This window comes from Streptomyces sp. NBC_01635 (genome assembly GCF_045209715.1).
GTDB classification, from domain to species: Bacteria; Actinomycetota; Actinomycetes; order Streptomycetales; family Streptomycetaceae; genus Streptomyces; species Streptomyces hirsutus.
Map to the genome: position 1 here is coordinate 894,950 of NZ_CP109277.1, position 23,079 is coordinate 918,028.

A 23,079-nucleotide genomic window follows, 5' to 3' on the forward strand; every position below is an offset into this window, starting at 1 on the left:
CCTCAACGCACCAGACCACTCGGGCTCGCCTGTTCACCACGTGCCGTCGGCCGGAAGTTCCAGGCACAGTTGGTAGCCGCCGTCTGTGGTGGGGCCGCAGGTGACCGTGCCACCGAGCAACTCGGCACGCTGACGCAGCCCCACCAAGCCGTAGTTGGCACTGGGAAGGGGCAGAGCGGGCCGGGTCGGTGCCGTATTGGTGACGGTGACACGGACGGTTGTGCTCTCGTGGCGGATGCGGACGACCGCTGTCGCGCCGGAGGCGTGCTTGCGCACGTTGGTCAGCGCCTCCTGGACGGTGCGGTAGATGGCGCGCTGGACCGGCGGTGGAAGGCTGCCGGACAGGTCCGTGTGCAGCTCGGCCTCGATGCCGCTGTTGCCGATCAGCTGAGGGAGGTCGGCCAGGGAGGGCTGTGGAATGAGTTCCGTGGGGCGGCCCCCGGAGGCCCGCAGGACGCTGACCATGTGCCGCAGTTCGTCCAGGGTCTGCACGCTCAGCCTGCGGATCGTGGCTGCGGCTTGTTTCACTTCGGCGTCCCGGCTGCCGACCTGGAGCACTCCGGCCTGCACCGCGATGAGGCTGACCTGGTGGGAGACCACGTCATGCATTTCTCGAGCGAGTGTCGTGCGTTCCTTGGCCAGCACGGTCTGGGCTGTCAGTTGCCGCTCGTGATCACGTGCCTGGGAGATCTCGACGAGTCGCAACGACAGATCACGCCGGGTCTGGACGAGTTGGCCGAGGAAGACGGGCGCGGCCGCCGTCGCTGCCGTGTAGCCCAGGGTGACAAAGGTCGACGGTGTCGAGAAGTCGAAGTCCGGCGACGGAAAAGAAGTCATGTCGCTGATGGTGAACGCTACGGCGCAGACGGCCAGCAGAGTGCGGCGGCGGGTGAGTGAGGCGAGCGTGTACAGCGCGGCCAGGGCGGCGAAAACCGCGTCGGAGACGAGGACTGCGGGAAGGGTGAGCAGGAACGTGAGCAGCGGCAGACGACGGCGCAGGAGAAGAGCGAAGGCAGCGGCCAGGGCGCAGACCATGCGCAGCGGCTCGGAGGTGTCGACATGACCCCAGACATCGAGCAGTGAGACTCCGACGAGGGCGGCGTCCAGCAGCGGGGCGGGCAGGCGGCGAGTGCTCATGGCCTCTTCTGGTCCTGCGGCGGCTTGAGCAGGCCGGCTCGTTCCGCGAGCAGGGCGGCCTGGACGCGGCTGCCCACCTCCAGCTTGGTGAGGATGGCGCTCACATGGTCCTTGACCGTTCCGGTGCTCAGGTGCATCCGTGCGGCGATGTCGGTGTTGGACAGCCCCTCGGCGATGAAGGCGAGTACGGCGCGCTCGCGGTCGGTCAGCGGGTCGAGGCTGCGGGCGGCGTCTTCCTGCAGGCCGGAGTTCAGATAGCCGTCCACGACGGTCCGGGTGACCTTGGAGGACAGAACGATGCCACCGCCGGCCAGGGTCCGCACCAGGTAGGGCAGTTGATCCGGGTCGGTGTCCTTGAGCAGGAAGCCGGCGGCGCCCGACCGGAGTGCCGTGGCGACGTACTCGTCCATGTCGAACGTCGTGAGCATGGCCACCACCGGTGGGTGCGGCAGCCGAAGGAGGGCGGCCAGGACGGTGAGGCCGTCCACGTCAGGCATCCGGATGTCCAGCAGCACGACGTCGGGGCGTTTCTCCTGCGCCGTTCGGACCGCCTGGCCGCCGGGAACCGCCGCCACGACCTCGATGCCGTCGGTCGCTTCGAGGATGTGCTGGAAGCCCGTACGGATCAGCGCCTCGTCGTCGACCACCATTACCCGGATCACGCGTGCTCCACTCACCATCGGGCCCACTGTCCGATTCGTACCACGCGAGGTCGCTTCCGTGGGTGGCCGACACCGCATGCGGCCGGGTGGCGGGAACGTGCCAGCCAGTCGGCGGGGCCGGTTCCGGACAGGTGCCGGATGGTCGCCGTGCGTAGCTTTGCCCGACTGTGGAGGTGGGAGTCCCGCATACCGCCGCCAAGCCCGCCCGCCTGATCAACCGACTGGCGACAGACACAAAAGCTCCGTGTCACACCACCGGCTCCACGGAATTTCGGCCATCTCGCACCAGTCGGCCCGCTGCCGGGCAGGAAGGGGATCAGCCATGACGATCTGCCTGACACTTCTGTGCGCCACCGCCTGGGACGACACCAGCGAGGCACTCTTCGATGACGATGCCCTGAAGGGGCGCGGCCTGTCCGAGGCAGGTGTCACCGGAGCAGCCCTGCCCCGATACTCGGTGGCCGTCCGGACACCTTCGGCCCGCTGCGCCCGGACTGCTCACGCCCTGGCCCTCGAAACCACACCCGAGCCTGCGCTACGCGACTTCGACTACGGCAAGTGGCGCGGCCGCACAGCCGCCGAAGTCGCCGCCACCGACCCCTACGGGTTCTCCGCCTGGCTGACGGACCCGGATGCCACGCCCCACGGAGGCGAGTCCGTGCGCCAGCTCTGCCAACGGATCACGCATTGGCTGAACAGCCTGCCGCCCGACATGGACCACGCACTGGCCGTCATGGAACCGGCCGTCACCCGGGCCGCGCTCGTCCACGCTCTGGCAGCACCCGTGAGAACCTTCTGGCACCTCAAAGTGCCGCCTCTGTCGACAGTGTCCGTTACGTCGTACGCCTGCCGAGTGCGCACCTGCGCCGCGTGACCCGGAAAGCCGCCCTGCTTCAGCAGCGTCCACCGGATCGCCGGACAAGCGCGCACCACGAACAGGGTCCGCCTTCTCCGAAGCCTGGACGAACCGACGGCAAGCGCCCGATGCACACCCCCGCCGGGCTGGGCGGCGATCCTTCGGTTCTGTGGATCGGTACGCCGTTCACCGCCTTCGAACGGAGCTTCTGGACCGGGCTCGAAGGCCACGATCCCGGGGGCGTCAAAGACCGCACCGCCTGTACATGGTGGGCGCCGCTCGCGAGCGTGGACTGCTGCCGGGCGCACGTGTCGTCGAGTCCGCCTCTGGCATCCTGAGCGCCCCGAACCACCCGGTATCCCGCGCCTTCGTCCCTCCCGATACGCACAAACGGGCATGATCACTGATAGTCCGGGACCAGCCGCCAGGTCTCCCACAGGGACCGCTTACCATCACTCGTGATGAAAAGCTGTGCGCAGTCGGCGCAAGACAGAGGACACGGTCCGCGGTGGACTATGCGCACCGCGGCCCTCTGTCCTGCCCTTGCCGTCCTGCTCACCGCTTTGGTGGTGTGCCTGGGATACGCCGGGCACAGTGGCGCCCAAGACGACGCTGCTCCCTCGACGGCCATGTCCACCGGCAGGACGGTGGCGGCCGGGCCCCCGGCCGGGCATCACATCACGCCCCCCATCCGGCAGAGCGACTGTTCCCCCGGCGATGCCTGCTGTTCCTCTGTCGCCCACGAGGTGGTGGGCGTGCTCGGCGCGCCCACGCAAACCCTGCCTCTGGTGCTGACCCGCATGCCGGGCTTCCCGCGTCCGGAGCAGAGCCCCACGGTCCTCGCACAGCCTCCGCCGGTGCACAGCGCTCCCGACCTCCACGTCCTCCAGGTGCAACGGACCTAGACGGCGCCTCGGCACCCTGCGCTCAGGTTCGCGCAGGTGCCGAGCGGTATCCGTCCAGCGCCCCTGTACCCACCGCCGAACGGCGGGGAAGGACACATTCAGTCATGAGCAAGACCAGCAAGAAGGAAGCCTCGGCCGCACGCAAGGCCCGTGTCGAAGAGATGCGTCGTGCCGAGAAGGCTCGGGAGCGTCGTAGCCGCATCATCACCATCACGCTCAGCACGGTCATCGTCGCGGGGCTGGTCGGATGGGGCGGGTACGCCCTCAACAGCTCCAACGAGAAGAGCGAGCAGCAGGCGGCCGAGGCGAAGAAGCCCGTCCAGGGTGAGAAGACCTGGGAGGCGAAGAAGCTCACCCGGAACCACGTCCAGGGCACCGTGAAGTACGCGATGAGCCCGCCGGTCGGCGGTGACCACAGCCAGGCGTGGATGACCTGCGACGGCAGCGTCTACACCGAGGCGATACCGAACGAGAACGCCGTCCACTCGCTCGAGCACGGCGCAGTCTGGGTCACCTACAACGACAAGGCCGCCGACGCCGACGTCAAGACTCTCGGGGACAAGGTTTCCAAGACCCCGTACAGCCTGATGAGCCCGGCCGAGGACCAGTCCGGGACGATCATGCTGTCGGCCTGGGGGCGCCAGCTCACCGTGGACAAGGCATCGGATCCGCGGATCGACCAGTTCTTCACCAAGTACGTCCAGGGGCCCCAGACCCCTGAGCCGGGTGCCGCCTGCTCGGGCGGCCTGACGGCGTCATGACCGGCACGATCATGGCGGAACGAGCCACCGATTCGGGAGAGGCGCACGGCCGACGGTCCGGCCTCACCCGTTGGCTGACCGTCGGCGCGACGGCCCTCGTCGCCGTCGTCGTGACCCTGTCGGCCTTGGTCATGGTGAGCAAGGAGAAGGATCAGGCGGCCGGTGTTCCGGCTGCGGACTCCGCCGACGCGGGGTTCGCTCGCGACATGGCCGTCCACCACCAGCAGGCGGTGGAGATGTCGTACATCGTCCGGGACCGCACGGTTGACGAGGACATCCGGCGTCTCGCGTACGACATCGCGCAGACTCAGGCCAACCAGCGCGGCATGCTGCTCGGCTGGCTCGATCTGTGGGAGCTGCCGAAAATCTCGCCCGACGGGTACATGGCGTGGATGCAGAGTGGGCACGAGGGCCACTCGTCGAAGGACGGGTCCCTGATGCCAGGCATGGCCACACCCGCGGAACTCGGCCGTCTCGGCGAGCTCGAGGACGATCAGGCGGAGATTCTCTACCTCCAGCTCATGATCGACCACCATCTGAGCGGCGTCGACATGGCCAGCGCCTGCGCCTCGCAGTGCGCGGTGGACACCGAGCAGAAGCTGGCGCAGAGCATGGTCGAGGGCCAGCAGTCGGAGGTGGAGTTGATGACCGATCTGCTGAAGGAGCGCGGGTCCGCGCCCCGCGAGTGATTCCTCTTCGGTCGGGTGCCGCCCAGCGGCGGCGCCCGACCGCTTTCACAGCTCCGTGCAGGCAGCATCCATGGGTGTGGGGCACCGTCTGTGCCATATCCACGTCCGCTACTGCCCCTCAAAGCGTGGTGTCCCGGGGCTGACGGCCCATGATCCCTGCGGCATCCCGAGTACATGAGGTATGCCCAGGGCGGCAGCCTGACCCGCGAACGCCGGGCCCTCCGTGAGAAGTCACGGACGGAGGCGGCCGAGCGACCGAACGGTTCCGGCACGGCGACGAGAACACGGTGGTCGCTCATGACCTGCGAGTCGAGACGCTGATCGTCCACGGCCGCGCCGAGGGGGTCTTCCGCACGGACCTGCCGATCGCGTGGCTGGTCGATGTCCCGCGCTCGGTCATGCACAGCGCCGCCGACGAGAACCGTGCCGGTCGTCTCACCGCCGACCGTGCCGCCGACCGCATCACCGCCACGGTGCTCGCCGCCTTCACCTCGCCGGGGAAGCCGGTGCCAAAACCCGGCACGGGAACGTGACGCCGATCGGTCTTCGAAGAAGGGCACGGCGCATGACGGGCGGCAACATCCGGGGGCGGCCACTGCTTCGAGGTGGGCCGGGCGACGGAACTGCTCCAGGGTGTTCTGGCACGCACCGGCACCTGACCGGGGCGGCGCGGTGACCACGCCAGCGGGCCGGGCGGCGCCGGCGTGCGGGCCTCAGCCGGACGTGGTACCGGGCCCGGAAGCCCGCAGTTGCGGGTCCGTCACCCCGCCAGGGCATGCCATCCGCTCGATCTCCCAGCCGGCGCGCCTGGCCCCGGCCCGGTATGCGCTTTCGTAGAAGGCAAGTACGGCAGCGCGCGGGTCGGCCTCGGTACGGACCTCGTCGTACCGCAGCACGGCCAGGTGGCTGTTGCCGCGGGCAAGCCAGCGTGCCGCTGCGGGCCGGAGCGGCTCTTCCGCCAGGTGCGCGGGCTCCGGAGCGGTGTAGGAGTAGAAAGCGGGCTCGGGGAAGGTGTCGTCTCCGAACCAGAAACCGAAACTGATCACTTCCCGGGAGTACGCCTCCCGGGTGACCGGGTCGATCTGTTGGGGCTGCTCGATGTGACTCCCCGAGAACCGGCTGTGGGCGATGTCGAAGGTGTGCCAGAAGTGGTGCACCGGGCTGACCTTCCCCGAGTACCCTGCGGCGAATTCCTCCAGTACGGACGCCACCTGGCTGAGGACCCGCCAGTATCGGTTGGCCTGCGCGGGATCGTAGATCGCGTGCTCGGTGTCCTCGGCGAACGGTCGGCCGGAGTCGGGAAGGTCGAAGGGCCTTGGTACGGCGAGCCGCACCCGGATGCCCAGCGCGGCCAGCGAGCCCATGACCGTGTGGTAGAAGGACGCCACGGACTGGCCGATGAGCGGGAGGGAGATCTCCCGCCCGTCCAGAGTCGAAACAACCAGCCGATGCGCGACAAAGTCGAAGTCCATCGTAAAGATCGGATTGTCGTCGACCTGGCCCATCGGGCGAGTGGTGGTGCCACGTCCCGTGAGGTGCAACGGGACATTCCACCAGTGATTGCGCTGAGCGCTGGCGGCGAGACGGATCTTCCCGACGATCTGCGCGAAGCGATGGAGAGTCTCTTTGGTGTCGCGCCACTCGGCGAGCGGGATCGGCGGGAACAGCTCCATGGTCATCCCTTCCCTCCCGCCCAACGCTCCTGATGGCCGGACGAGGCTCGATGACCATGATGACCACGCCCGACAGGTGCGGCACCTCGTCGAACCCGGAAGGCCTATCGGCGTGCGCTGCGCGCACATGAGCATCGGACAACCACCGCTCGGACAACCACCGTCCTGAAGCCCGACCAGCGACCACCGGGCCGCTCGGCCCCTCTGCCGGCGGACGGCACGCCCGCGCCGGAAGCGTCGGGCGACGCCACCTTCAAGGTTCCCGTCGGCAAGGCCCGGCCGGCCGTGCGCCACGTCGCCGCCGCGCTCCCGGTCGACGATCCCCGAACCCTGAAGCCGCCGACGCACCTGCGGAGAGGCCGCGCCGATCGCCACCGGGCCCCGACGAAGGACACAGAACGTCCGGATGACGATCGGCGGCCCGCTCTCGAGCCACCACCGGCAGGCTTGCCGGCCGGGCCGCTTCTACGACCCGAGCCGCGCTCGACGAATCGCTCTGCGCTGTGCGGCCGTGGTGGCACCCCAGATCCCGTCGTCCTCACCATGATCAATGGCCCATGACCGGCAGACAAGAAGAACGGAGCAGCGCCGGCATATCGCCCGGGCGAGGAAAGCCTCGTCTCCGGGCGACGCGGAGTCGGACAGAGGGAAGAAGATCTCAGGATCCTCGCCCACACACGAAGCCTGATCGCGCCAGTTCGGCGCCTTGTGATCTTCAGAGAACGAGCCAGACACGGCACACCTCTACACAGCGTTCAACGACACCTTGGCGCTTTGCGGCACCAAAGACCCGGCAGAGGTTGCAGAACAGCCTACAACTCGCCGCAGGCCTTCTCCAGCCTTCACCCCCGGAGAAACGCCACCCTCTGAAACATGGTGCAGAGAACCGCGATCACGCAGGCCGGAGCGGTGTGTGAGCATGTGCGCTCATGCGGCGAGGGCAAGGGGGCCCACCCGGGCGGCGACCCGGCGGCGCGAGCGAGGCCGTCGCCCCGCCGCCGGCAGCCGCGGCGCATCTTTGCAGTTCGCCATCCGGCCGATGCCGCGCTCGACGCGGACGCGGACCATGCGGCGCCGCACGTTCGCCTCCTCGTCCTTCAGCAGCGGCCGTCCGGAGCGCTTACGGCGCGCCGGAGATGCGTGGCGCTTGTGTCCTGGTCCCGGTACGGCGGGCGGCGCTGCTCCTTGCGGGCGCCGGTGAATCACGTCGGGACCGGCCTGCGCGGCGGCGCACGGGTCGCCGCGCAGGGGTGCTTCCGTCCTGGGCGAAAGACTCAGGAAGAGCCACTACGACGGCTCTTGAACCACCATGCCCCGCCTCCGAGCAGGAGGACAGCGGCCCCGATACCGAGGGGCACGGCGGCAGGCATGCCGTCGTCGTCTTCCGCGCTGTCCACCGTGGGCTGCGTCGGCGGCGCAGCCGGGGGGGTCGTCGGCTCGCCGGAGACGGTGTCGGACGAAGGCACGGCCGTCGTGGGCTCCTCCGTGGGGCTGGGACTCACCGGCTTCGCGCCGGGAGCGGCGGGTTTCAGTTCCAGGCGGGGTGCGGGGTGTCCGTGACCGTGGCCGTCCTCGCTGGTGTCGCCCTCTTCGATCCAGCGGTCCACGTGGTCGTCGCTGTAGGTCTGCAGGGTCTTGAAGACCAGCGATCCGGCATCGGGCAACTGGCGGACGGTGACGACGTGATCGGCGTCCTCCCCCACGGCGAGCTTCGGTCCCGAGACGGTGTAACCCCGGCTGGTGGGAGCGAGCTTCCAGCCGTCCGGGCCTTCCTTGTAGGTGATGTCGCCGGGTTCGATGCCCTTGGGCAGGATCACCTCCAGCTTGGTGATGCCGGCGGAGCTCGACTCCGAGGCGGCGGAGAAGGTCAACGCGACGTTCTGGTCAAGGGCTCGGGCGCCCTCCGCTTCGACCTCCGCGTGGGCCGCGGCCGGTCCCGCGGTGGCGACGGCCACCACGAACGCGGCCGCTGTGAGGGTGCCGCAACGGCGCAGGCTGCCTACCAAAGTCGTGCGGTGCACTGAGAACTCCCTTGTCATGTTGGTGTGGGGGCTGCATTCAAGCGCAGGGCAGGCCCTGCGACCAGGGCGGGGCAACTCGGCCGAGGGCGATCGGCCGACCGCGCGCCGGCTCAGGTCACGGCGCCCCGCATGGCTTCGATCACCTCGTGGCCGGCCTCGGTGATCGCTGCCCGTACGGCGTCGTCGTCGAGCGGCTCCCCGAGTCCGGTCACCCGAGCCGCCAGAACGCACGAAGCACAGCCACTGCCCGTTGCGGAACCGCCAGGCAGGCACCATCGACAGCACGAGTACCGGCACCGCCGACAGGGCAGTGAGCAGCAGTCGGCCTTCTCCACCGCGGCCACGAGCTCCTCGGGCCCCACGCGCGCCGGGTGACTCGCCCGGGCCCGGCCCGTGGCCGGATCGACGGCCGCGGAGACCCCGTCCGGCTTGGCGGGTTTCTTCTCGACCCGCCGCACAGCGCGGGCGGCGGCACCGGTTTCCGCGGCACCGCGCCCCTCCGTCGGAGGAGAATTGTCGGGACTCGCCCATACCGGTTCTCCAGATCGCCTCGTACGGCGCAGGTCAGGTCCAGCCGTACCGGTTCAGGAGTCGGAGCCGTCGGGACGCGAGTTCCCGACCACTCATATGACCTGCGTCACTCCAGCGGATCCGCTGGTACAGGCCGGCCGACGAATGCGCGCAACGACGCTCCGGAGAAGCATACGCACGCGCGCCTCCTCAGCAGGCGTCGGATGAAGGGAACGTCCGGTTCCTGACCGCCCCGCACGACCGAAGCAACAGATGCGGCAGCAGAAGCACGGAACGCGCAGCACCCCCACCGGGGAGGGGGCGGGAAGCGCGCGTGCGGCGCTTGCCGCCCTCGGCGCGCTTCGAGTACGCCGGACGCGTGTCCCACCGCACCGTCCGACCGGGGAGATCCGTCCCGATGGTTCGTCAAAGAGGCTCACGCGGTCGCCTCCTGGCTCTCGGGCCGATGCCCGTCCCGGCCTTCCCATCCGCCTTCGGGCAGTGGCTGTCGGGACCGGCTCGCCGGTCACCGTGGCGGAAGCACACCGGAACCACACCGACTTCCTCGTTCCGCCGTCACCTTGTCACGGCCCGTCATCCCCTTCCAGTAGTGGTCCTGCCTGCCCGGATCAAGCCGTCATTCCGTCTCACGGGCGTGCGGGACCGTCACGGGCGGCTCGGCCGGACGGTCCCGTCCGCCGTCGCGGCCGGACGCCGCCACGACGACAAGCCCGACGACTACGGCCCCGACGGCGATCCGTCCTGCCGCCCGCGCCGACCAGACCGGCCATGCCACACCCGCACGTCCTCCTGGCGCGTCCAACCGTTCGGCCCGCCGGGCGGGCCACAGCAGACGCAGCAACAGCAACACTGCGACCGGTAGCTGCAGCAGCCACAGGAGGGTACGCGGCCATTCCCCGTACCAGACGTTGGTCCCGTACAGCAGCGTGTGCCACACGCTCAGCACGTAGACGACGATCACGAACCGGTGCAGCCGTCGCCAGGTGTTCGCTCCGATGCGGTGCCGGACGTAGAACAGCAGTCCCAGGGGAACCGCCAGGTACAGGGCACCCTGCCCGAGCGGGATGGCGATCCGACCGGTTCCGGAGTCGTACCAGCCGGGTACGAAGGTGTCCGCGAAGCCCGCCCACAGCCGCTCGGCCCACGCCAGATTCGTTTCGTAGCGGACGAGTTCCGCCGCGAACATCAGCGCGTGCGCGAACATCAGCGCCATCGTGGTCAGGCTCGTGGTGCGGTGCCAGCGCTCCAGCACCTGTCGGGAGACCGGCAGTCGGGCGGGTCGTGGCCCCGACAACAGCAGCCCGAGCATGACCGTGCCCCAGGCCCACAGCAGTCCCGACCACCCGAACGCCTGGCTGAGCAAGTACATCCAGTAGGTGCCGGGATCGTCCATGAACGGCATGACCGCGACAGTGGCCGAATCACCCGAGTCCATGCGCACGTACAGGAAAGCGAACACGGCCCCCGTCAGCACCACCGCCGCACTCGCGTCGGGCAGGGCGGAGCGCAGGTCACCACGCAAAGCGATCCTGTCCGCGGAAGGCCGTTGCCGTCGCGGCGCTGCTGTCCCGCCTTCGTCCGGCCTCGCCTCTGACACCATCAAGGTCCTCCCGGGCACCGGCCACCGCAGGGACGGTGCGCATGTGTCGTGAGTCAACAAGTCTGGTTGAAGGAGGAGCGAGTACCGAGGCGTGATCCGGCCAGAGCGGCCGCCACGACCGCCGGACTGTCCACGGGCGCCGGGGACCCGGCCGCGACGTACGGGGTCCGCCGCCGTCCCGACCGGCCGCACCTGGTGCCCGCCGCCGACGCCGGGCACCACCGAATTCCACGACTTCCTCTTCTCCGAACAACGCTACCGACAGGCCGAGGAAGCGGGGTTCGACCGCGTGGAGATCTTCGGCGGCTCCGACGGCCGCCCCTACGACGAGAACGCCGAACGGCTCGTGCTGCGGGCCGCCCGCGAGAGCTGACGGTATGCAGGGGCGTGCGGACGAGGCCGCACTCCCTTTCGCCTCCAACTCGGCGGCACGTAGGATGACCTGGTCATCGCCGCGACGGGAGACAGGAAGCCGGTGCGAATCCGGCACGGTCCCGCCACTGTGACCGGGGAGTACACCCCCTCGACATGCCACTGCGCGAGCCGCGCGGGAAGGCAGGGGGAGCGTCGATCCGGGAGTCAGGACACTGGTCCGTCGCGGGCCCGTTCCGAGGAGCGCGGACTCCCCAGGAGGCTCTACGTGTACGACGGCATGCCCCGTCCCCTTTTGTTCTCCCCTGCTTCGTTCTGCCCTGCTCTGTTCTCCCCTGCCCGCAGGCGCCGCTCTCTGCGCGCCGCGGCCGTTGCCCTGTCGGCAGCCCTGCTGGCCGCCGGCTGCGGTTCGTCCGACGGCGGCGTCCAGGACCCGAAGACCACAGCGTCCTCGGCCGAGGGCTTCCCCCTCACCATCGACAACTGCGGCGTCAGGACCACCTACGACAAGCCGCCCTCCCGGGTGGTCACCATCCACCAGCACCCGGCGGAACTCATGCTCACCCTCGGGCTGAAGGACCGCATGGTCGGCACCGCCTTCCCCGACTCCGCCGTCCTGCCGGAACTGAAGAAGGACTACGACTCCGTCCCCGAACTGGCGAAGAAGGAACCGTCCTTCGAGACCGTTCTGGACGCCGAACCCGACCTCGTCTACGGCGGCTACGGCAGCGCGTTCGCCGAGAACGAGGGCCGTTCCCGCAAGGCGTTCGCCGACGTCGGCATCGACACCCATCTCAACCGCGAGTACTGCGGCAAGAAACGGGTGACGATGCGGGACACCTACGACGAGATCCGTACCATCGGCCGGCTCTTCGGCGTCCCCGACCGGGCCGACAGGCTGGTCACCGACCTCGAGGACCGCGTCGAGAAGGCCGCCACCACCGTCGAGGGCGAGCCAGAAGCGCCCGTCTTCGTGTACGACAGCGGCGACAAGACCGCCTTCACCGCGGGCGGCAAGAGCCTGGGCACCGAACTGATCCGACTGGCCGGCGGCGAGAACGTCTTCGCCGACCTCGACGACGTCTTCGGCGACGTCTCCTGGGAGCAGGTCGTCGCACGCAAGCCCGAGGTCATCGCCATCTACGACTACGCCGGCGCCGGAAGCGTCGAGCAGAAGAAGAAGTTCCTGCTCTCCCAGCCCGCCCTCGCCGACGTACCCGCCGTGAAGAACGAGCGGTTCGTCGTCCTGCCGCTGACCGCCACCCTGGTCGGCATCCGGTCGGCGTACGCGGTCGACGACCTGGCCCGCGGACTGCACCCCGAGAACTTCCAGTGACCCACACCGCCGCCGGCACGTCCGCCGAGCGGGCGGTGCCACGGCAGAAGCCCACCAGGCCGGGGGCGGGCCGTACGACGTTGGCCGTCACACTGCTCGTGCTCACCGCCCTGCTCGTGGTGTCCGCCACGGCGGGCCTGGCGATCGGCTCCGTTCAGGTCCCGCCAGGTCAGGTGTGGGGCATCGTGACGCACGCGCTGGGCGTCGACTGGCAGGAGCCCGACTGGTCGCGGGCGCGGGAAACCATCGTGGTGGACGTGCGGGCGCCGCGCGTGCTGCTCGGTGCGGTGGCCGGTGCGGGACTGGCGGTGGTGGGCACCGCCCTGCAGGCCCTGGTGCGCAATCCGCTCGCCGAGCCGTACCTGCTGGGCGTCTCCTCGGGCGCGTCCCTCGGTGCGGTCTCGGTGATCGTTTTCGGGGTCACCCTCTTCGGACCGGTGTCCCTGTCGGTGGCCGCCTTCGTGGGCGCCCTGGGCGCGTTGCTGCTCGTCTACGCCACCGCCCGCACCGGCGGACGCATCACCTCGGCGCGGCTCGTGCTGTCCGGCGTGGCGATCGCGGCGGTGCTCACCGCGGTGCTCGATCTGCTGCTGCTCACCACCGACAGCGGCAACGAGGCCCGTGCGGTGCTCGCCTGGACCCTCGGCGGACTCGGCGGGGTCAACTGGGGCACGCTGTGGCTGCCGAGCACGGCCCTGCTGCTCGGCATCGGCGTCCTCATGGCGCAGGCACGCAACCTGAACCTGCTCCTGGCCGGCGAGGAGGCGGCCACCACGATGGGGCTGGATGTGGCCCGGTTCCGTGCCCGCTTGTTCGTCCTGCTCTCCCTGGTGACCGGCGTACTCGTCGCCGCGACCGGACCGATCGGCTTCGTCGGCCTGATGATGCCCCACATCGTGCGCCTGTTCGTCGGCGGCGACCACCGCCGGGTCCTGCCCACGGCGGCACTGGGCGGGGCGGTCTTCCTCGTCTGGGCCGACATCGCCGCGCGGACGATCGCCGCTCCGATGGAGATCCCTGTCGGCGTCCTCACGGCCCTGTGCGGCGGGCCGTTCTTCCTGTGGCTGCTGCGCCGGGACGCCCGCCGAAGTACCGACCGAGGAACGGCATGACCGCCACCGAACTCTCCGTCGACGGCGTCACGCTCACCGCCGGAGCACGCCATCTGGTGCGGGACGTCTCCCTGACCGCCCGCCCGGGCGAGACCATCGGGCTCGTGGGCCCCAACGGCAGCGGCAAGTCCAGCCTCCTGCGCGCCGTCTACCGCGTGCTGCGCCCCGACACCGGCCAGGTCCGCGTCGACGGAAGCGACGCCTGGTCACTGCCGGTGCGGCAACTGGCCCGCATCGTGGCGGCCGTGGTGCAGGAATCGGCAGCAGACTTCGACCTCGCCGTCCGCGAGGTCGTCGCGATGGGCCGCACCCCGCACAAACGGCTTCTCGCCGGCGACACCCCCGAGGACGCCGAAATCGTCGCCTCCGCACTCCTGGCGGTCGACGCCGTCCACCTGGCCGACCGCCCGTTCGACCGGCTCTCCGGCGGCGAACGCCAGCGGGTGCTCATCGCCCGCGCCCTCGCTCAGCAACCCACCCTGCTCGTCCTCGACGAACCCACCAACCACCTCGACATCCGGCACCAGCTGGACGTGCTCGGCGCCCTGCGCCGCCTGCCCGCCACCGTGCTGCTCGCCCTGCACGACCTGAACCTGGCCGCCTACTACTGCGACCGTCTCTACGTCCTGCGCGACGGCGAAGTAACCGCCTGCGGCCCGCCCGCCGACATCCTCACCCCCCGCCTGCTGGCCGAGGTGTACGGGGTGGCGGCGGAAGTCGCCACCCATCCGCGCACGGGCGCCCCGCAGGTGACGTTCCTTCCCGAAGAGTCACACCTATGAAGGGCCCCTGCCCGCACGCTGCGGAAGCCCTTCGTTCACCAGCCGCCAGCCGCCAGGACTCAGGCATTTCAGCAGTTCAGCAGTTCAGCGGAGACTCCCTCGCGGCTTCGGCGGCACCGGCGGTAGCTCGGGAGCAGGCAGCGGAGCACCGTCGCACCCCTTCACCTCGCCGAACCGCGTGCCTTCCGTCCAGTCCCGACGCGCCCGTTCGATCTCCTCCTGAGACCGGCCGATCCAGTTCCGGAACAAGCGAATAATGCGCGCGTTTCCGCAGATCAGCTGCACTCTCAACCCCTACTGGTCAGCAAACTGCCAGCATCGGACGTCGGGTCGGCAAGCCTTGTCCTCGGGTTCGTTGGCCCGTGGAGTGGGGTCGTCCTTCAAGGGGTGCGGGCATCCGCGGTCGCGGTGGCCGAAATGCCCGCACGCGTACAGGATTCGTTACCGGTCGGGGAGGGTGGTGAGGTGCGGCGGTGAGGGCGTGTCAGGCTCTGGTGAAACCGGGACTCCCGTACAACGAAGCCCCAGCCTCCACATCCCGTCTCTCCCATCGACCCGAACGATCCGGGTGACCACCCACGGACGGGGGAAAGTCGAGTCGGCAACGCCATGGCCCAGGTCGGCGTCGATCCGAGTATGGCAAATGCATCGATTTTAATTCATATGGGCTAATCATTCACGTTTCGTGCGTACCACTCCCCTGGGCGGGGCACCCATGGCCCGTCCAGCCGAATAGGTGCCTGATCCACAGGTCGGATCCACTACCTGGAGTTATGCATGGAACCAGAATCCACCGCACGGGACTGCGCATTCGACTTTGCCGAGGCCCTTGAATTCGATCCGACGCTCAGGCAACTCCTGGACGGAGAAACCATCAGCCGTATCCGGCTGCCCTACGGAGAGGGGGAAGCCTGGCTCGTCACCCGCTACGAGGACGTGCGCATGGTGACGACGGACCGTCGTTTCAGCCGCAAGGCCGTCATCGGCCGGAACTTCCCGCGCATGACTCCTGAGCCGATCGTCCAGGACGAGGCGATCAATGTCATGGATCCACCGGGCAGCAACCGGCTGCGCAGTCTGGTCTCCAAGGGCTTCGCTCCCCGTCACATGGAGCACATGGAGAGGCGGGTCCAGCATGTCGTGGACGATTTGCTGGACCGGATGACGGAACACGGTTCACCCGCCGACCTGATGGAGCATCTGGCGGGCCCCCTGCCGCTGACCACCATCTGCGAGGTCCTCGACATCCCCGAAGCCGATCGCTCGCAACTGCGCGCTCATGCGCGGACCATGATGGACACCGGCCTCGACAACCGGGACAACGCGGTGAAGGCCAAGGCGGAGCTCCGCTCCTACTTCGCCACGCTGACGGCCCAGCGGCGCAAGGACCCCGGCGAGGACCTGATCAGCACGCTGGCCACCGCCCGTGACGGTGACGAGATCCTCAACGACCAGGAACTAACCGTCATGGCCATGGTTCTGCTCATCACCGGGCAGGACACCACCACCTACGAAATCGGGAACATCGTCTACACGCTGCTCTCCCGGCCAGAAGAAATTGCCAGGCTGCGCTCCCGCCCTGAACTGTTTCCACAGGCCATCGAGGAACTGCTGCGGTTCATCCCCTTCAGGAAAGGCGTGGGCATTCCCCGGGTGGCCCTCGAAGACGTGGAACTGGGCGGCGTGACCATCAGGCAAGGAGACATCGTGCACGTCTCCTACCTGACGGCCAACCGGGACGACCGGAAATTCGACCGGCCTGACGAGCTGGATCTGGAACGCACCGCCCCCCCGCACATGACGTTCGGCTGGGGTGGGCACCACTGTCTCGGTGCTCCCCTCGCCTCCGCCGAGATCCGGATGGCCGTCGGGTCGCTTCTGGAGCGCTTCCCCGGCCTGAAGCTGGCCAAGCCCGCCGACGAGGTGCGCTGGAACACCACGTCGATCTGGCGGTTTCCGCTCGCCCTGCCAGTCGCCTGGTGATGGCGGCTCGCGCCGGGGCCGACGGCTCCTGCCAGTCGGTGCCTGGCAGGAGCCGTCGTGGTCGCCTTCCCCGGACGCAGGTCGGCGCGGGGCGGCCGTTCGGGCCGGGAGCGGAGGGACCGGCTTCAGATCTCGGCTTCGGAACCCGAAACCCAGGTTCCCAGCGACATCTCGGCGGTGATGCCCGGACCGAAGCCGGCCATCAGACCTCGGTGTCCGTGGAGAGCCGACGCCTCGTCGAACATGCGCGACAAGGCGTCGAGAACCACCGCGCTCGCGATGTTGCCGTACTCCGTGAGCGTGGCACGGCTGAAGCGAAAGGCCTCGGACGGCACGTCGAGGAAGTAGCTCAGGTCGTCCAGGATGCGCGGACCGCCGGCGTGGATGACGTAGAAGTCCATCTTGCTCGCGTTCCACTGGTGCTCGTCCGCGAGGGCGCACAGCACCGGAGCGAGTGGCTCCATGGTCCCGGGCACACGCTTGTCGAGCTGGAAGTGGAAGCCCGTGGAACGAACCGCATAGGAGATCCAGTCCTCCGTGTCCGGGATGAGATACGAGCCGTTGCGTTCCAGCTGCACCCCCGTGCCGCCGCTCCCCCGAACCACTGCGGCGGCAATGCCGTCACCGAAGAGGCCGTTGGACAGCAGCGATCCCACGTTCAGGTCGGTGGGTTGGTAGCACAGCGAGCAGAACTCGCAGGCGATGATGAGCGCGTTGGCGTCGGGGTAGGCCTGGCAGAAGTCGTGGGCCCGGTTGACCGCGGCGCCTCCCGCAGCACACCCGAGCTGGGCGATCGGCAACTGCCTCGTCTCCTGACGGAAACCCATCTTGTTGATGAGCCACGACGTCATCGGCGGCATCATGAAGCCGGTGCAGGAGACATAGACGATCAAGTCGATCTGCTGAGGCTCCAGTTCGGCCTGATCGAGCGCCTGGCGTACCACCGCGGGTACGCGCTCCTTGGACTGCGCCTCGTAGACGGCGCTGCGGGCATCGAACCCAGGATGTCGCAGGACCTTGTCGATCGGCTGTATCAGATGTCGTTTCTTCACCCCCGTGTTCTCGATCAGGCGGAGGGCCAGGTTGATCTGCGGATGGTCGCCGTGCAACCTCCGGGCCAACTCGAGGGTTTCCTCATTGGTGATGACGTACTCGGGGACCGCGATCGCTGGTTTACACAAAACCGCCATAGACTTCCTCCTAGCGGAGAATGGCCACACCATGCGGACCTGGCCAGAGCCGAGAGACAGACCTGCCGCATGGCAACCGCCGCACCATCACCACACGTCATTCCGTGCGTAACGACCACAAGCGGAATCCATTGATTCGACGTCAATGTCCTGGGAACGGGCGCGAGTAGACCTGTCATCCACTTCATTTTCGTCACTCAGGCAGAACTTTCCTCCACAGCGCGTTTGGTCACCGGATTCACATTACGGCGGTCGCGAGTGAGTCGCATGCCGAACGGAACGCCGTGAAAGCACACCACGGATCGCACACATAATCGCCTGTTTTTCCTGCCACAACCCGTCGGCTCCCGCAACTTCGGCACCGATACCGCCGCCTGCCGAGCACCCGGACGCCAGAGCTCTCCGGACAACGGATTCGTCATCCCGTCGGACGATCAGCCGTGCGGACGACGAAACGAGCCCAGTCGAACCACCCCAACGGGTCACCATATGTTTCTCTACGCCAGCTATTCAGCTACGGGACGCCGGGCGTCTTCAACGGCTTGCTCGGACCCGAGCACATGCCGGCCCGGTAAGCCGAGCGTGATTCCCTGAACCGGCTGTGAGCCGATCCGAAGCCCCTCCAGCAATCACCGGGCTTTCCCTGCGCCAGTGGAGCTGCCGATCAATGACTCTGAACCGTTCCGGGTTCGATCGAGACTCTAGATCTTGACTGTGACCTGGTGTTTTGCGGTCTTGTTGTAGTAGCTGGTCTCGTATTCGACGGGTGGGATGTGCCCGATCTCACCGTGGAGTCGGCGGTGGCAGTACCAGTCAACCCACTCGGCGGTGGCCAGCTCGACCTCGGAGAGTGTCTTCCAGGGGCGGCGGGGCTTGATCAGCTCGGTCTTGAACAGGCCGATCATGGACTCCATCAGGGCATTGTCGTACGCATCGCCGACTGATCCGATCGATGCGGCGATGCCCGCCCGGTCGAGGTGTTCGGCGAGCGCGAATGATGTGTACTGCGACCCGGCATCCGAGTGATGTATCAACTCACCTTGCTCGTGCGGGTGCTGATCTCGGTCGCGCTGCCACAGTGCCATCTCGAGGGCGTCCAGGACGAGCCGGGTTTCCTTCGATGTGGCTGCTGACCAGCCGACGATGCGGCGGGAGAAGGTGTCCACGACGAAAGCGACGTAGACGACGCCGGCGAACGTGGCGACGTGGGTGAAGTCGGCGACCCAGCAACGGTTCGGGGCCGCGGCGACGAAGTCGCGGTCCACGAGGTCCGGGGCCCGCTCTGCACTTGCGTCGGGAATCGTGGTGACGACCCTTTTGCCGCGGACCGCGCCGGTGATGCCGAGCTCGCGCATGAGGCGTTCGACGGTGCAGCGGGCCACCGCGACATCCTGGCGGTTCAGGTGCCGCCAGATTTTCCGGGCGCCGTAGACACGGTAGTTGGCCTCGTGTGCCTCTGTGATGAGGGTCTTCAGCTCGCGGTCGCGGACGGTGCGGGCAGCTGGCACGGCCTGGCGTTTGTGGTGGGCGTAGTACGTGGAGGGGGCGATCTTGCAGTCGTGGTCGGTGAGGACCCGGCAGATCGGCTCGACGCCGCCGAAGCGGTCCCGGTGCTCGTCGATGAAGGCTACGAGCGTGTGTGTGGCCGGTCGAGCTCGGCCGCGAAGAAACTCGCTGCGGCCTTGAGGATGTCGTTGGCCCGCTTCAGCTCGGCATTTTCCTTCTTCAGCCGCTTCAGCTCGGCCGACTCCTCACTCGTCGTGCCTGGCCGGGTCCCGGCATCGATCTGGTCCCGCCGCACCCACGTCCGCAGCGTCTCGGTCGTGCCGATGCCCAGCTTCTGGGCGACCGCTTTCATCGCGGCCCACTCGGTGTCGTACTCCGGCCGCACCTCGGCGACCATCCGCACCGCACGACGGCGCAGCTCAAGCGGGTACGGGGAAGGACGTGCCATGAATCGATCCTCTCAAACGATCGACCCTCTATCGAACCCGGAACGGTTCACTCATCGGTCCCTCCGACCCGTTGGCCGTAGAGTACGGATGTTCCTGAGGCCGCGTTTGAGATCTGCCGCACCCTGTGGCTTGGGTGAACGTTGAATCTCACGTGAGTGCTATGGGGGGTGGGCATCCGCCGGATGTGACGGATTCCCAGTGGGCCTTGGCGGATCCGTTGCTGCCGCCTGCAAGGGTGGGCCCGGCACTGAGCGTTCTCCAAGCTGACGGCGATGGCGGGTCGTTGCTGTCCTTGGAGTTCACGGAACGACGAAGTTCCTGGTAAACGGGTTCTCGACCAAGATCACCGTGTCCGTGAGGAGCTTCGCGTGCTTGTCCACCCTTCCCCAAGCTCTCAACTCCGTTCGAGCAGGGGAGACCCCGATCAATCGATCCGTCCGGCCGCACCTTGCACTGTCTGACCGGGCAACTCACCGTCCGAAGAAGGGAGATCAGGAAGCGTTGGAGGCGCCCGACGGCTGAGCGCCAAGCTTTGCTGACGCTGGCCCACGTAACGTGGTCCGGCGCCTGCCCCCTCACGTCAGCGCTTGTCGTGTCACCCAGCCGCAGATCACCCAGGTCCGGGCCGACCGCGGCTACGCCGGCGACCCCGTGGACCGGGCCCGCGAACGCCTCTGGCTCACCCCGCGCATCGTCTCCCGATCCAAGGGCACCGAGGGCTTCGTCGTGCTGCCCCGCCGCTGGAAAGTCGAGTCCACGATCGGCTGGTGCATGAACGCCCGCCGCAACGCACGCGACCACGAACGACTGCCCCAGCACTCCGAAGCCCACCTGAACTGGGCACCCATCACCACGACGACCCGGCGCCCGACCCGCAAAAGCCCCCGCACCAGCCGGCGGACGAAGAAGACGAGGTCACACGACAAGCGCTGACGTGAACAGTAACTCGGCCGGGCAAGCCCGGTGCTCCGGTCAACTGTGCTGCATCCAAATGTTGGGCTCCCGATACACGCCCTCATCGGCAGATCGGTCGATCCCCAGCAGACTCAGTCCCCCCGGAATCACATAGTCACCCGACTCGGGGAAGGCCATGCCGGTCCAGCGCTCCCACTCGGCAACCGTGCCGGTCATCGTCTGCGAAGCGGGGGCCGCTGACAGAATCTCGGCGCCAAGGCGCTGATGGGTCCGGACCCAAGGGTCAAACGCCATCCCGTCCAGCCGGCGCCACCCCATGAAGTTCTCGATTGGCGTCAACGGGTACTGAGCCTTCGTCGTCGGGCGGACCGGCGCGATGACCTGCGACCAGCCGAGGTCCTTCGCGGTCTGACGTAGGGCCTTGAGGGTTTCGCCCGCAAGCCCGTGCCCCTTGAGCCTCGGGGTGACAATCGCTCCGCAGATCACCAAGGTATCGGGCTCTATGCCCTGTTCGCGGCCCTCGACGGCACGAACAAGGGCTTGTGTATACCCGGTGGGGAGTGTCTCGGGCAGACCGTCCCAGTGGATCGGCACACCCCAGCCTGATGCGACGGGCACGTCGTGCTCATTGATCAGCATGAGGTTCAGATCGGCGAACCACTCGCCGACCCTGCCTATGTACTCCTTCACCAGCCGGTCAGCCGTGATGAACTCTGGAAAGCCCTCGCTGAAGAGCTCCTTCAGATGTTCAGCCGACCACGTTCTTGCGTCAGTTCGCTCGATCTTCAATGCCATTGTCTGTTCATAGCACGCAGGCCAAGCACGACCAGCAATGCCGCGACCCGGTCGCCGCCTGCCTACTCCAACCGCCTCCGGGCTTCAAAACCACCTACCAAGAGGTCGTTTTCTCCCTTGAAGTGAACATTCACCCGTATCCCTAGATGCGTGGGTGTCATCTTGATGGGGCTGCCGAGTCAGATGCAGGGGAGGGGTCGTGCGGGGTGACCGGAGAGGCGGAACACCCCTTGCACCTGCCTCATCCCAGGGCGTCCGCCGCATGGTCCGATTCAGTGACGAGGGGGCGTGGCACATGCACCGATCCGTGCAGTCGGCCTGTGAGGTACGACCTGACGAAAGTTCCTTCATGCAGCCGGTTCAGCGGAGCCGAGCCCCAGGACCGAGGACCGGCAGGCGAAAGCGAAGCGCATACGGGCTCCGGCGCCGGACCCCGCCCAGGTCGGGAACCGGCGGCGGCGTTCCGGCCTTCCAGGCGTCCCGCGCGGTGGTCGGCGTCTGCGTACCGTCGCACCCCAGGCGCCGCCGCACCGCCGTGTCCGCGCCCCGCTCGCGCGGCTGCTCCAGGGCGGTGACGACGACGGACACGGCCTGGCCGCAGCCCCAGGTCGTAACTCCCTGGTGATGGGTGCCGTACCGGCGGTGCGCCCGGTGGCGGCGACCCGCTTCCTCCAGTACGGCAACCGTGTCGGCGGCCTTCGCGGCCGCGGTGTCGGCGGGCACGAACGCAAGTGGCGGTGTGCCCTCCCGGCCGGTCGGCGGATTCTCATGGCTGCTGCGCTCAGACTGCCGGACCGTCGAGAATCCAGGAATCACTCCGGAATTGATTCAAACCTCAACATGCTGGAGGAGAGTGGAAGACACCCCCTCCCTGAAGGACGACCCCATGGGCCTGCTCAACCGCCACCGCGCCACCGCTCCCGCCCCGGCCACCGACACGACCTCCGCGCCGGCCACCGCCCGGTTGACCGGCGTCTGGACCATTGACCCCGCGCACAGCAGCATCGCCTTCGTCGCCCGGCACGCCATGATCACCAAGGTTCGGGGCACCTTCGAAGCCTTCGACGGCCGCCTGTACCTGGACGGCGAGCGCCCCGGGCGCTCCACCGCCGACGTGACCGTCGAGGTCGCCAGCCTCGACACCCGCCAGGAGCAGCGCGACCGGCACCTGCGCAGTGCCGACTTCTTCCACGTCGAGGCCCACCCCGTACTGTCCTTTCGCAGCACCTCGGTGCAGCAGCTCTCCGCGGGCACCTACCACCTGAGCGGCGACCTGAGCATCAAGGGCGTCACCCGCCCGGTCGTCCTGGACCTGACCCACACCGGCACGGCGACCGACCCCTTCGGCAACGAGCGCGCCGGTTTCGAGGGCTCCACCACAGTCGACCGCACCGAATGGGGCCTGACCTGGAACCGAGTGCTGGAGACCGGCGGCGTACTGGTCGGCGAGAAGGTGAAGCTGGAGTTCGATGTCTCCGCGATCCGCGCCGCCTGACCACCACCCTCGCATGCGGGAGGCAGTCGACCCGGCCGCCTGGAAGCCCGCGGACAGGCGACACGAGCACGAGCCACTCCGCTCACGGTGGAATCGCCCCTCGGCCACGCCCGCCCCTCCGCCCCTCGGGTCACCGCGCCCGGCCGGCAGGCCGCGACCGACGCGAACCACCCCCGCCGGACTGCGGGGGCACTACTGGTCAAACCCGGCAGAAAATGGCATTCTTCATTTTGTGCAACATTCAACTAGTTCGGAGGGGAGGCCGCCCGCCCCGCCTCCCGGATGGCCGGCGCTGGCACGCCTGGTCAG

Annotated in this window: 21 protein-coding genes, 3 pseudogenes and 2 riboswitches; of the genes and pseudogenes, 13 read left to right on the forward strand and 11 right to left on the reverse strand. The window is 68.2% G+C overall.

The genetic code is table 11. The features are described from left to right. Positions 1-33 precede the first annotated feature (33 nt). Positions 34-1,137: a histidine kinase gene (locus tag OHB56_RS04420; RefSeq protein WP_326756429.1), complete on the reverse strand. Its 1,104-nt coding sequence runs from the start codon at positions 1,135-1,137 to the stop codon at positions 34-36. After that, positions 1,134-1,799 carry a response regulator gene (locus OHB56_RS04425; protein ID WP_406351715.1) on the reverse strand — a complete coding sequence of 222 codons (666 nt, stop codon included), beginning with the start codon at positions 1,797-1,799 and terminating at the stop codon, positions 1,134-1,136. Before OHB56_RS04425 ends, OHB56_RS04420 begins: the two co-directional genes overlap by 4 nt. 322 nt (positions 1,800-2,121) lie before the next feature. On the opposite strand from OHB56_RS04425, the gene OHB56_RS04430 reads away from it, so the two are divergent. From OHB56_RS04430 to OHB56_RS04455, 6 genes and pseudogenes are all read left to right on the forward strand, one after another. Next, positions 2,122-2,673 (forward strand): histidine phosphatase family protein, encoded by a 552-nt coding sequence (locus OHB56_RS04430; RefSeq protein ID WP_326756428.1) that lies wholly within the window; start codon positions 2,122-2,124, stop codon positions 2,671-2,673. A gap of 110 nt (positions 2,674-2,783) precedes the next feature. Continuing rightward, a pseudogene (locus tag OHB56_RS04435) lies at positions 2,784-2,992 on the forward strand (pyridoxal-5'-phosphate-dependent protein subunit beta); the annotation flags it as partial. A 178-nt stretch (positions 2,993-3,170) separates the two neighbouring features. After that, the gene (locus OHB56_RS04440) at positions 3,171-3,560 is read left to right on the forward strand and encodes a hypothetical protein (protein ID WP_326756427.1); all 390 of its coding nucleotides are present in this window, start codon (positions 3,171-3,173) and stop codon (positions 3,558-3,560) included. A 104-nt stretch (positions 3,561-3,664) separates the two neighbouring features. Further along, a complete protein-coding gene (locus OHB56_RS04445; RefSeq protein ID WP_406351718.1) occupies positions 3,665-4,321 on the forward strand; it encodes a DUF3105 domain-containing protein in 657 nt (218 codons plus the stop codon). Then, entirely contained in the window at positions 4,318-5,010 is a 693-nt protein-coding gene (locus OHB56_RS04450; RefSeq protein ID WP_406351720.1) for a DUF305 domain-containing protein, read from the forward strand. Before OHB56_RS04445 ends, OHB56_RS04450 begins: the two co-directional genes overlap by 4 nt. A gap of 287 nt (positions 5,011-5,297) precedes the next feature. Next, the gene (locus tag OHB56_RS04455) at positions 5,298-5,543 is read left to right on the forward strand and encodes a hypothetical protein (RefSeq protein WP_406351722.1); all 246 of its coding nucleotides are present in this window, start codon (positions 5,298-5,300) and stop codon (positions 5,541-5,543) included. Between the two features lie 180 nt (positions 5,544-5,723). Here the strand turns inward: OHB56_RS04455 and OHB56_RS04460 are convergent, their stop codons facing one another. From OHB56_RS04460 to OHB56_RS04475, 4 genes are all read right to left on the reverse strand, one after another. Then, entirely contained in the window at positions 5,724-6,683 is a 960-nt protein-coding gene (locus OHB56_RS04460; protein ID WP_406358922.1) for a DUF5996 family protein, read from the reverse strand. Between the two features lie 465 nt (positions 6,684-7,148). Further along, positions 7,149-7,418: a WhiB family transcriptional regulator gene (locus tag OHB56_RS04465; RefSeq protein ID WP_326756423.1), complete on the reverse strand. Its 270-nt coding sequence runs from the start codon at positions 7,416-7,418 to the stop codon at positions 7,149-7,151. A 539-nt stretch (positions 7,419-7,957) separates the two neighbouring features. Beyond that, positions 7,958-8,704 carry a DUF1775 domain-containing protein gene (locus OHB56_RS04470; RefSeq protein WP_406351724.1) on the reverse strand — a complete coding sequence of 249 codons (747 nt, stop codon included), beginning with the start codon at positions 8,702-8,704 and terminating at the stop codon, positions 7,958-7,960. A gap of 934 nt (positions 8,705-9,638) precedes the next feature. Next, positions 9,639-9,825, reverse strand: a riboswitch (cobalamin riboswitch). A gap of 26 nt (positions 9,826-9,851) precedes the next feature. Further along, the gene (locus tag OHB56_RS04475) at positions 9,852-10,835 is read right to left on the reverse strand and encodes a ferric reductase-like transmembrane domain-containing protein (RefSeq protein ID WP_406351726.1); all 984 of its coding nucleotides are present in this window, start codon (positions 10,833-10,835) and stop codon (positions 9,852-9,854) included. A gap of 91 nt (positions 10,836-10,926) precedes the next feature. Here OHB56_RS04475 and OHB56_RS04480 point away from each other — a divergent pair, with 91 nt between their 5' ends. From OHB56_RS04480 to OHB56_RS04495, 4 genes and pseudogenes are all read left to right on the forward strand, one after another. After that, entirely contained in the window at positions 10,927-11,208 is a 282-nt protein-coding gene (locus tag OHB56_RS04480; RefSeq protein WP_406351728.1) for a hypothetical protein, read from the forward strand. A 91-nt stretch (positions 11,209-11,299) separates the two neighbouring features. Continuing rightward, a riboswitch (cobalamin riboswitch) is annotated at positions 11,300-11,425 on the forward strand. Positions 11,426-11,487: 62 nt separating this feature from the next. Continuing rightward, positions 11,488-12,543 (forward strand): ABC transporter substrate-binding protein, encoded by a 1,056-nt coding sequence (locus OHB56_RS04485; RefSeq protein ID WP_326756421.1) that lies wholly within the window; start codon positions 11,488-11,490, stop codon positions 12,541-12,543. After that, positions 12,540-13,655, forward strand: coding sequence for a FecCD family ABC transporter permease (locus OHB56_RS04490; protein WP_406351730.1), 1,116 nt, complete (start codon positions 12,540-12,542; stop codon positions 13,653-13,655). Before OHB56_RS04485 ends, OHB56_RS04490 begins: the two co-directional genes overlap by 4 nt. A 68-nt stretch (positions 13,656-13,723) precedes the next feature. Next, positions 13,724-14,437, forward strand: a pseudogene (locus tag OHB56_RS04495) (ABC transporter ATP-binding protein); the annotation flags it as partial. Positions 14,438-14,521: 84 nt separating this feature from the next. On the opposite strand, the pseudogene OHB56_RS04500 reads toward OHB56_RS04495, so the two are convergent. Next, positions 14,522-14,686: pseudogene (locus OHB56_RS04500) on the reverse strand (pirin family protein); the annotation flags it as partial. A gap of 528 nt (positions 14,687-15,214) precedes the next feature. Here OHB56_RS04500 and OHB56_RS04505 point away from each other — a divergent pair. Next, complete coding sequence (locus tag OHB56_RS04505; RefSeq protein ID WP_406351732.1) at positions 15,215-16,420, forward strand: cytochrome P450; 1,206 nt, start codon at positions 15,215-15,217, stop codon at positions 16,418-16,420. Positions 16,421-16,545: 125 nt separating this feature from the next. Here the strand turns inward: OHB56_RS04505 and OHB56_RS04510 are convergent, their stop codons facing one another. Next, positions 16,546-17,610 (reverse strand): type III polyketide synthase, encoded by a 1,065-nt coding sequence (locus tag OHB56_RS04510; RefSeq protein ID WP_326756418.1) that lies wholly within the window; start codon positions 17,608-17,610, stop codon positions 16,546-16,548. 701 nt (positions 17,611-18,311) lie between these two features. Then, positions 18,312-19,564 (reverse strand): IS3 family transposase gene (locus tag OHB56_RS04515; RefSeq protein ID WP_326755182.1). Its coding sequence is split into 2 segments (ribosomal slippage): positions 18,312-19,282 and positions 19,282-19,564, totalling 1,254 coding nucleotides; the frame shifts between segments, so codons are not numbered across the junction. Between the two features lie 556 nt (positions 19,565-20,120). On the opposite strand from OHB56_RS04515, the gene OHB56_RS04520 reads away from it, so the two are divergent. After that, entirely contained in the window at positions 20,121-20,498 is a 378-nt protein-coding gene (locus tag OHB56_RS04520; protein ID WP_326756417.1) for a transposase, read from the forward strand. Positions 20,499-20,537: 39 nt separating this feature from the next. Here the strand turns inward: OHB56_RS04520 and OHB56_RS04525 are convergent, their stop codons facing one another. Together OHB56_RS04525 and OHB56_RS04530 are read right to left on the reverse strand one after the other, a co-directional pair. Further along, the gene (locus OHB56_RS04525; RefSeq protein ID WP_326756416.1) at positions 20,538-21,275 is read right to left on the reverse strand and encodes a hypothetical protein; all 738 of its coding nucleotides are present in this window, start codon (positions 21,273-21,275) and stop codon (positions 20,538-20,540) included. 360 nt (positions 21,276-21,635) lie between these two features. Then, positions 21,636-21,998 carry a hypothetical protein gene (locus OHB56_RS04530; protein WP_406351735.1) on the reverse strand — a complete coding sequence of 121 codons (363 nt, stop codon included), beginning with the start codon at positions 21,996-21,998 and terminating at the stop codon, positions 21,636-21,638. A 163-nt stretch (positions 21,999-22,161) separates the two neighbouring features. On the opposite strand from OHB56_RS04530, the gene OHB56_RS04535 reads away from it, so the two are divergent. After that, positions 22,162-22,770, forward strand: coding sequence for a YceI family protein (locus OHB56_RS04535; protein WP_406358924.1), 609 nt, complete (start codon positions 22,162-22,164; stop codon positions 22,768-22,770). Positions 22,771-23,079: the final 309 nt, after the last annotated feature.

What these genes read in the sequence shown, in the direction of transcription:
- OHB56_RS04460 (WP_406358922.1), bottom strand. Translation starts at nt 6,683, where the DNA reads ATGGAGCTGTTCCCGCCGATCCCGCTCGCCGAGTGGCGCGACACCAAA.
- OHB56_RS04475 (WP_406351726.1), bottom strand. Translation starts at nt 10,835, where the DNA reads ATGGTGTCAGAGGCGAGGCCGGACGAAGGCGGGACAGCAGCGCCGCGA.
- OHB56_RS04510 (WP_326756418.1), bottom strand. Translation starts at nt 17,610, where the DNA reads ATGGCGGTTTTGTGTAAACCAGCGATCGCGGTCCCCGAGTACGTCATC.
- OHB56_RS04440 (WP_326756427.1), top strand. Translation starts at nt 3,171, where the DNA reads ATGCGCACCGCGGCCCTCTGTCCTGCCCTTGCCGTCCTGCTCACCGCT.
- OHB56_RS04420 (WP_326756429.1), bottom strand. Translation starts at nt 1,137, where the DNA reads ATGAGCACTCGCCGCCTGCCCGCCCCGCTGCTGGACGCCGCCCTCGTC.
- OHB56_RS04535 (WP_406358924.1), top strand. Translation starts at nt 22,162, where the DNA reads ATGGGCCTGCTCAACCGCCACCGCGCCACCGCTCCCGCCCCGGCCACC.
- OHB56_RS04485 (WP_326756421.1), top strand. Translation starts at nt 11,488, where the DNA reads ATGCCCCGTCCCCTTTTGTTCTCCCCTGCTTCGTTCTGCCCTGCTCTG.
- OHB56_RS04430 (WP_326756428.1), top strand. Translation starts at nt 2,122, where the DNA reads ATGACGATCTGCCTGACACTTCTGTGCGCCACCGCCTGGGACGACACC.
- OHB56_RS04450 (WP_406351720.1), top strand. Translation starts at nt 4,318, where the DNA reads ATGACCGGCACGATCATGGCGGAACGAGCCACCGATTCGGGAGAGGCG.
- OHB56_RS04505 (WP_406351732.1), top strand. Translation starts at nt 15,215, where the DNA reads ATGGAACCAGAATCCACCGCACGGGACTGCGCATTCGACTTTGCCGAG.
- OHB56_RS04445 (WP_406351718.1), top strand. Translation starts at nt 3,665, where the DNA reads ATGAGCAAGACCAGCAAGAAGGAAGCCTCGGCCGCACGCAAGGCCCGT.
- OHB56_RS04525 (WP_326756416.1), bottom strand. Translation starts at nt 21,275, where the DNA reads ATGGCATTGAAGATCGAGCGAACTGACGCAAGAACGTGGTCGGCTGAA.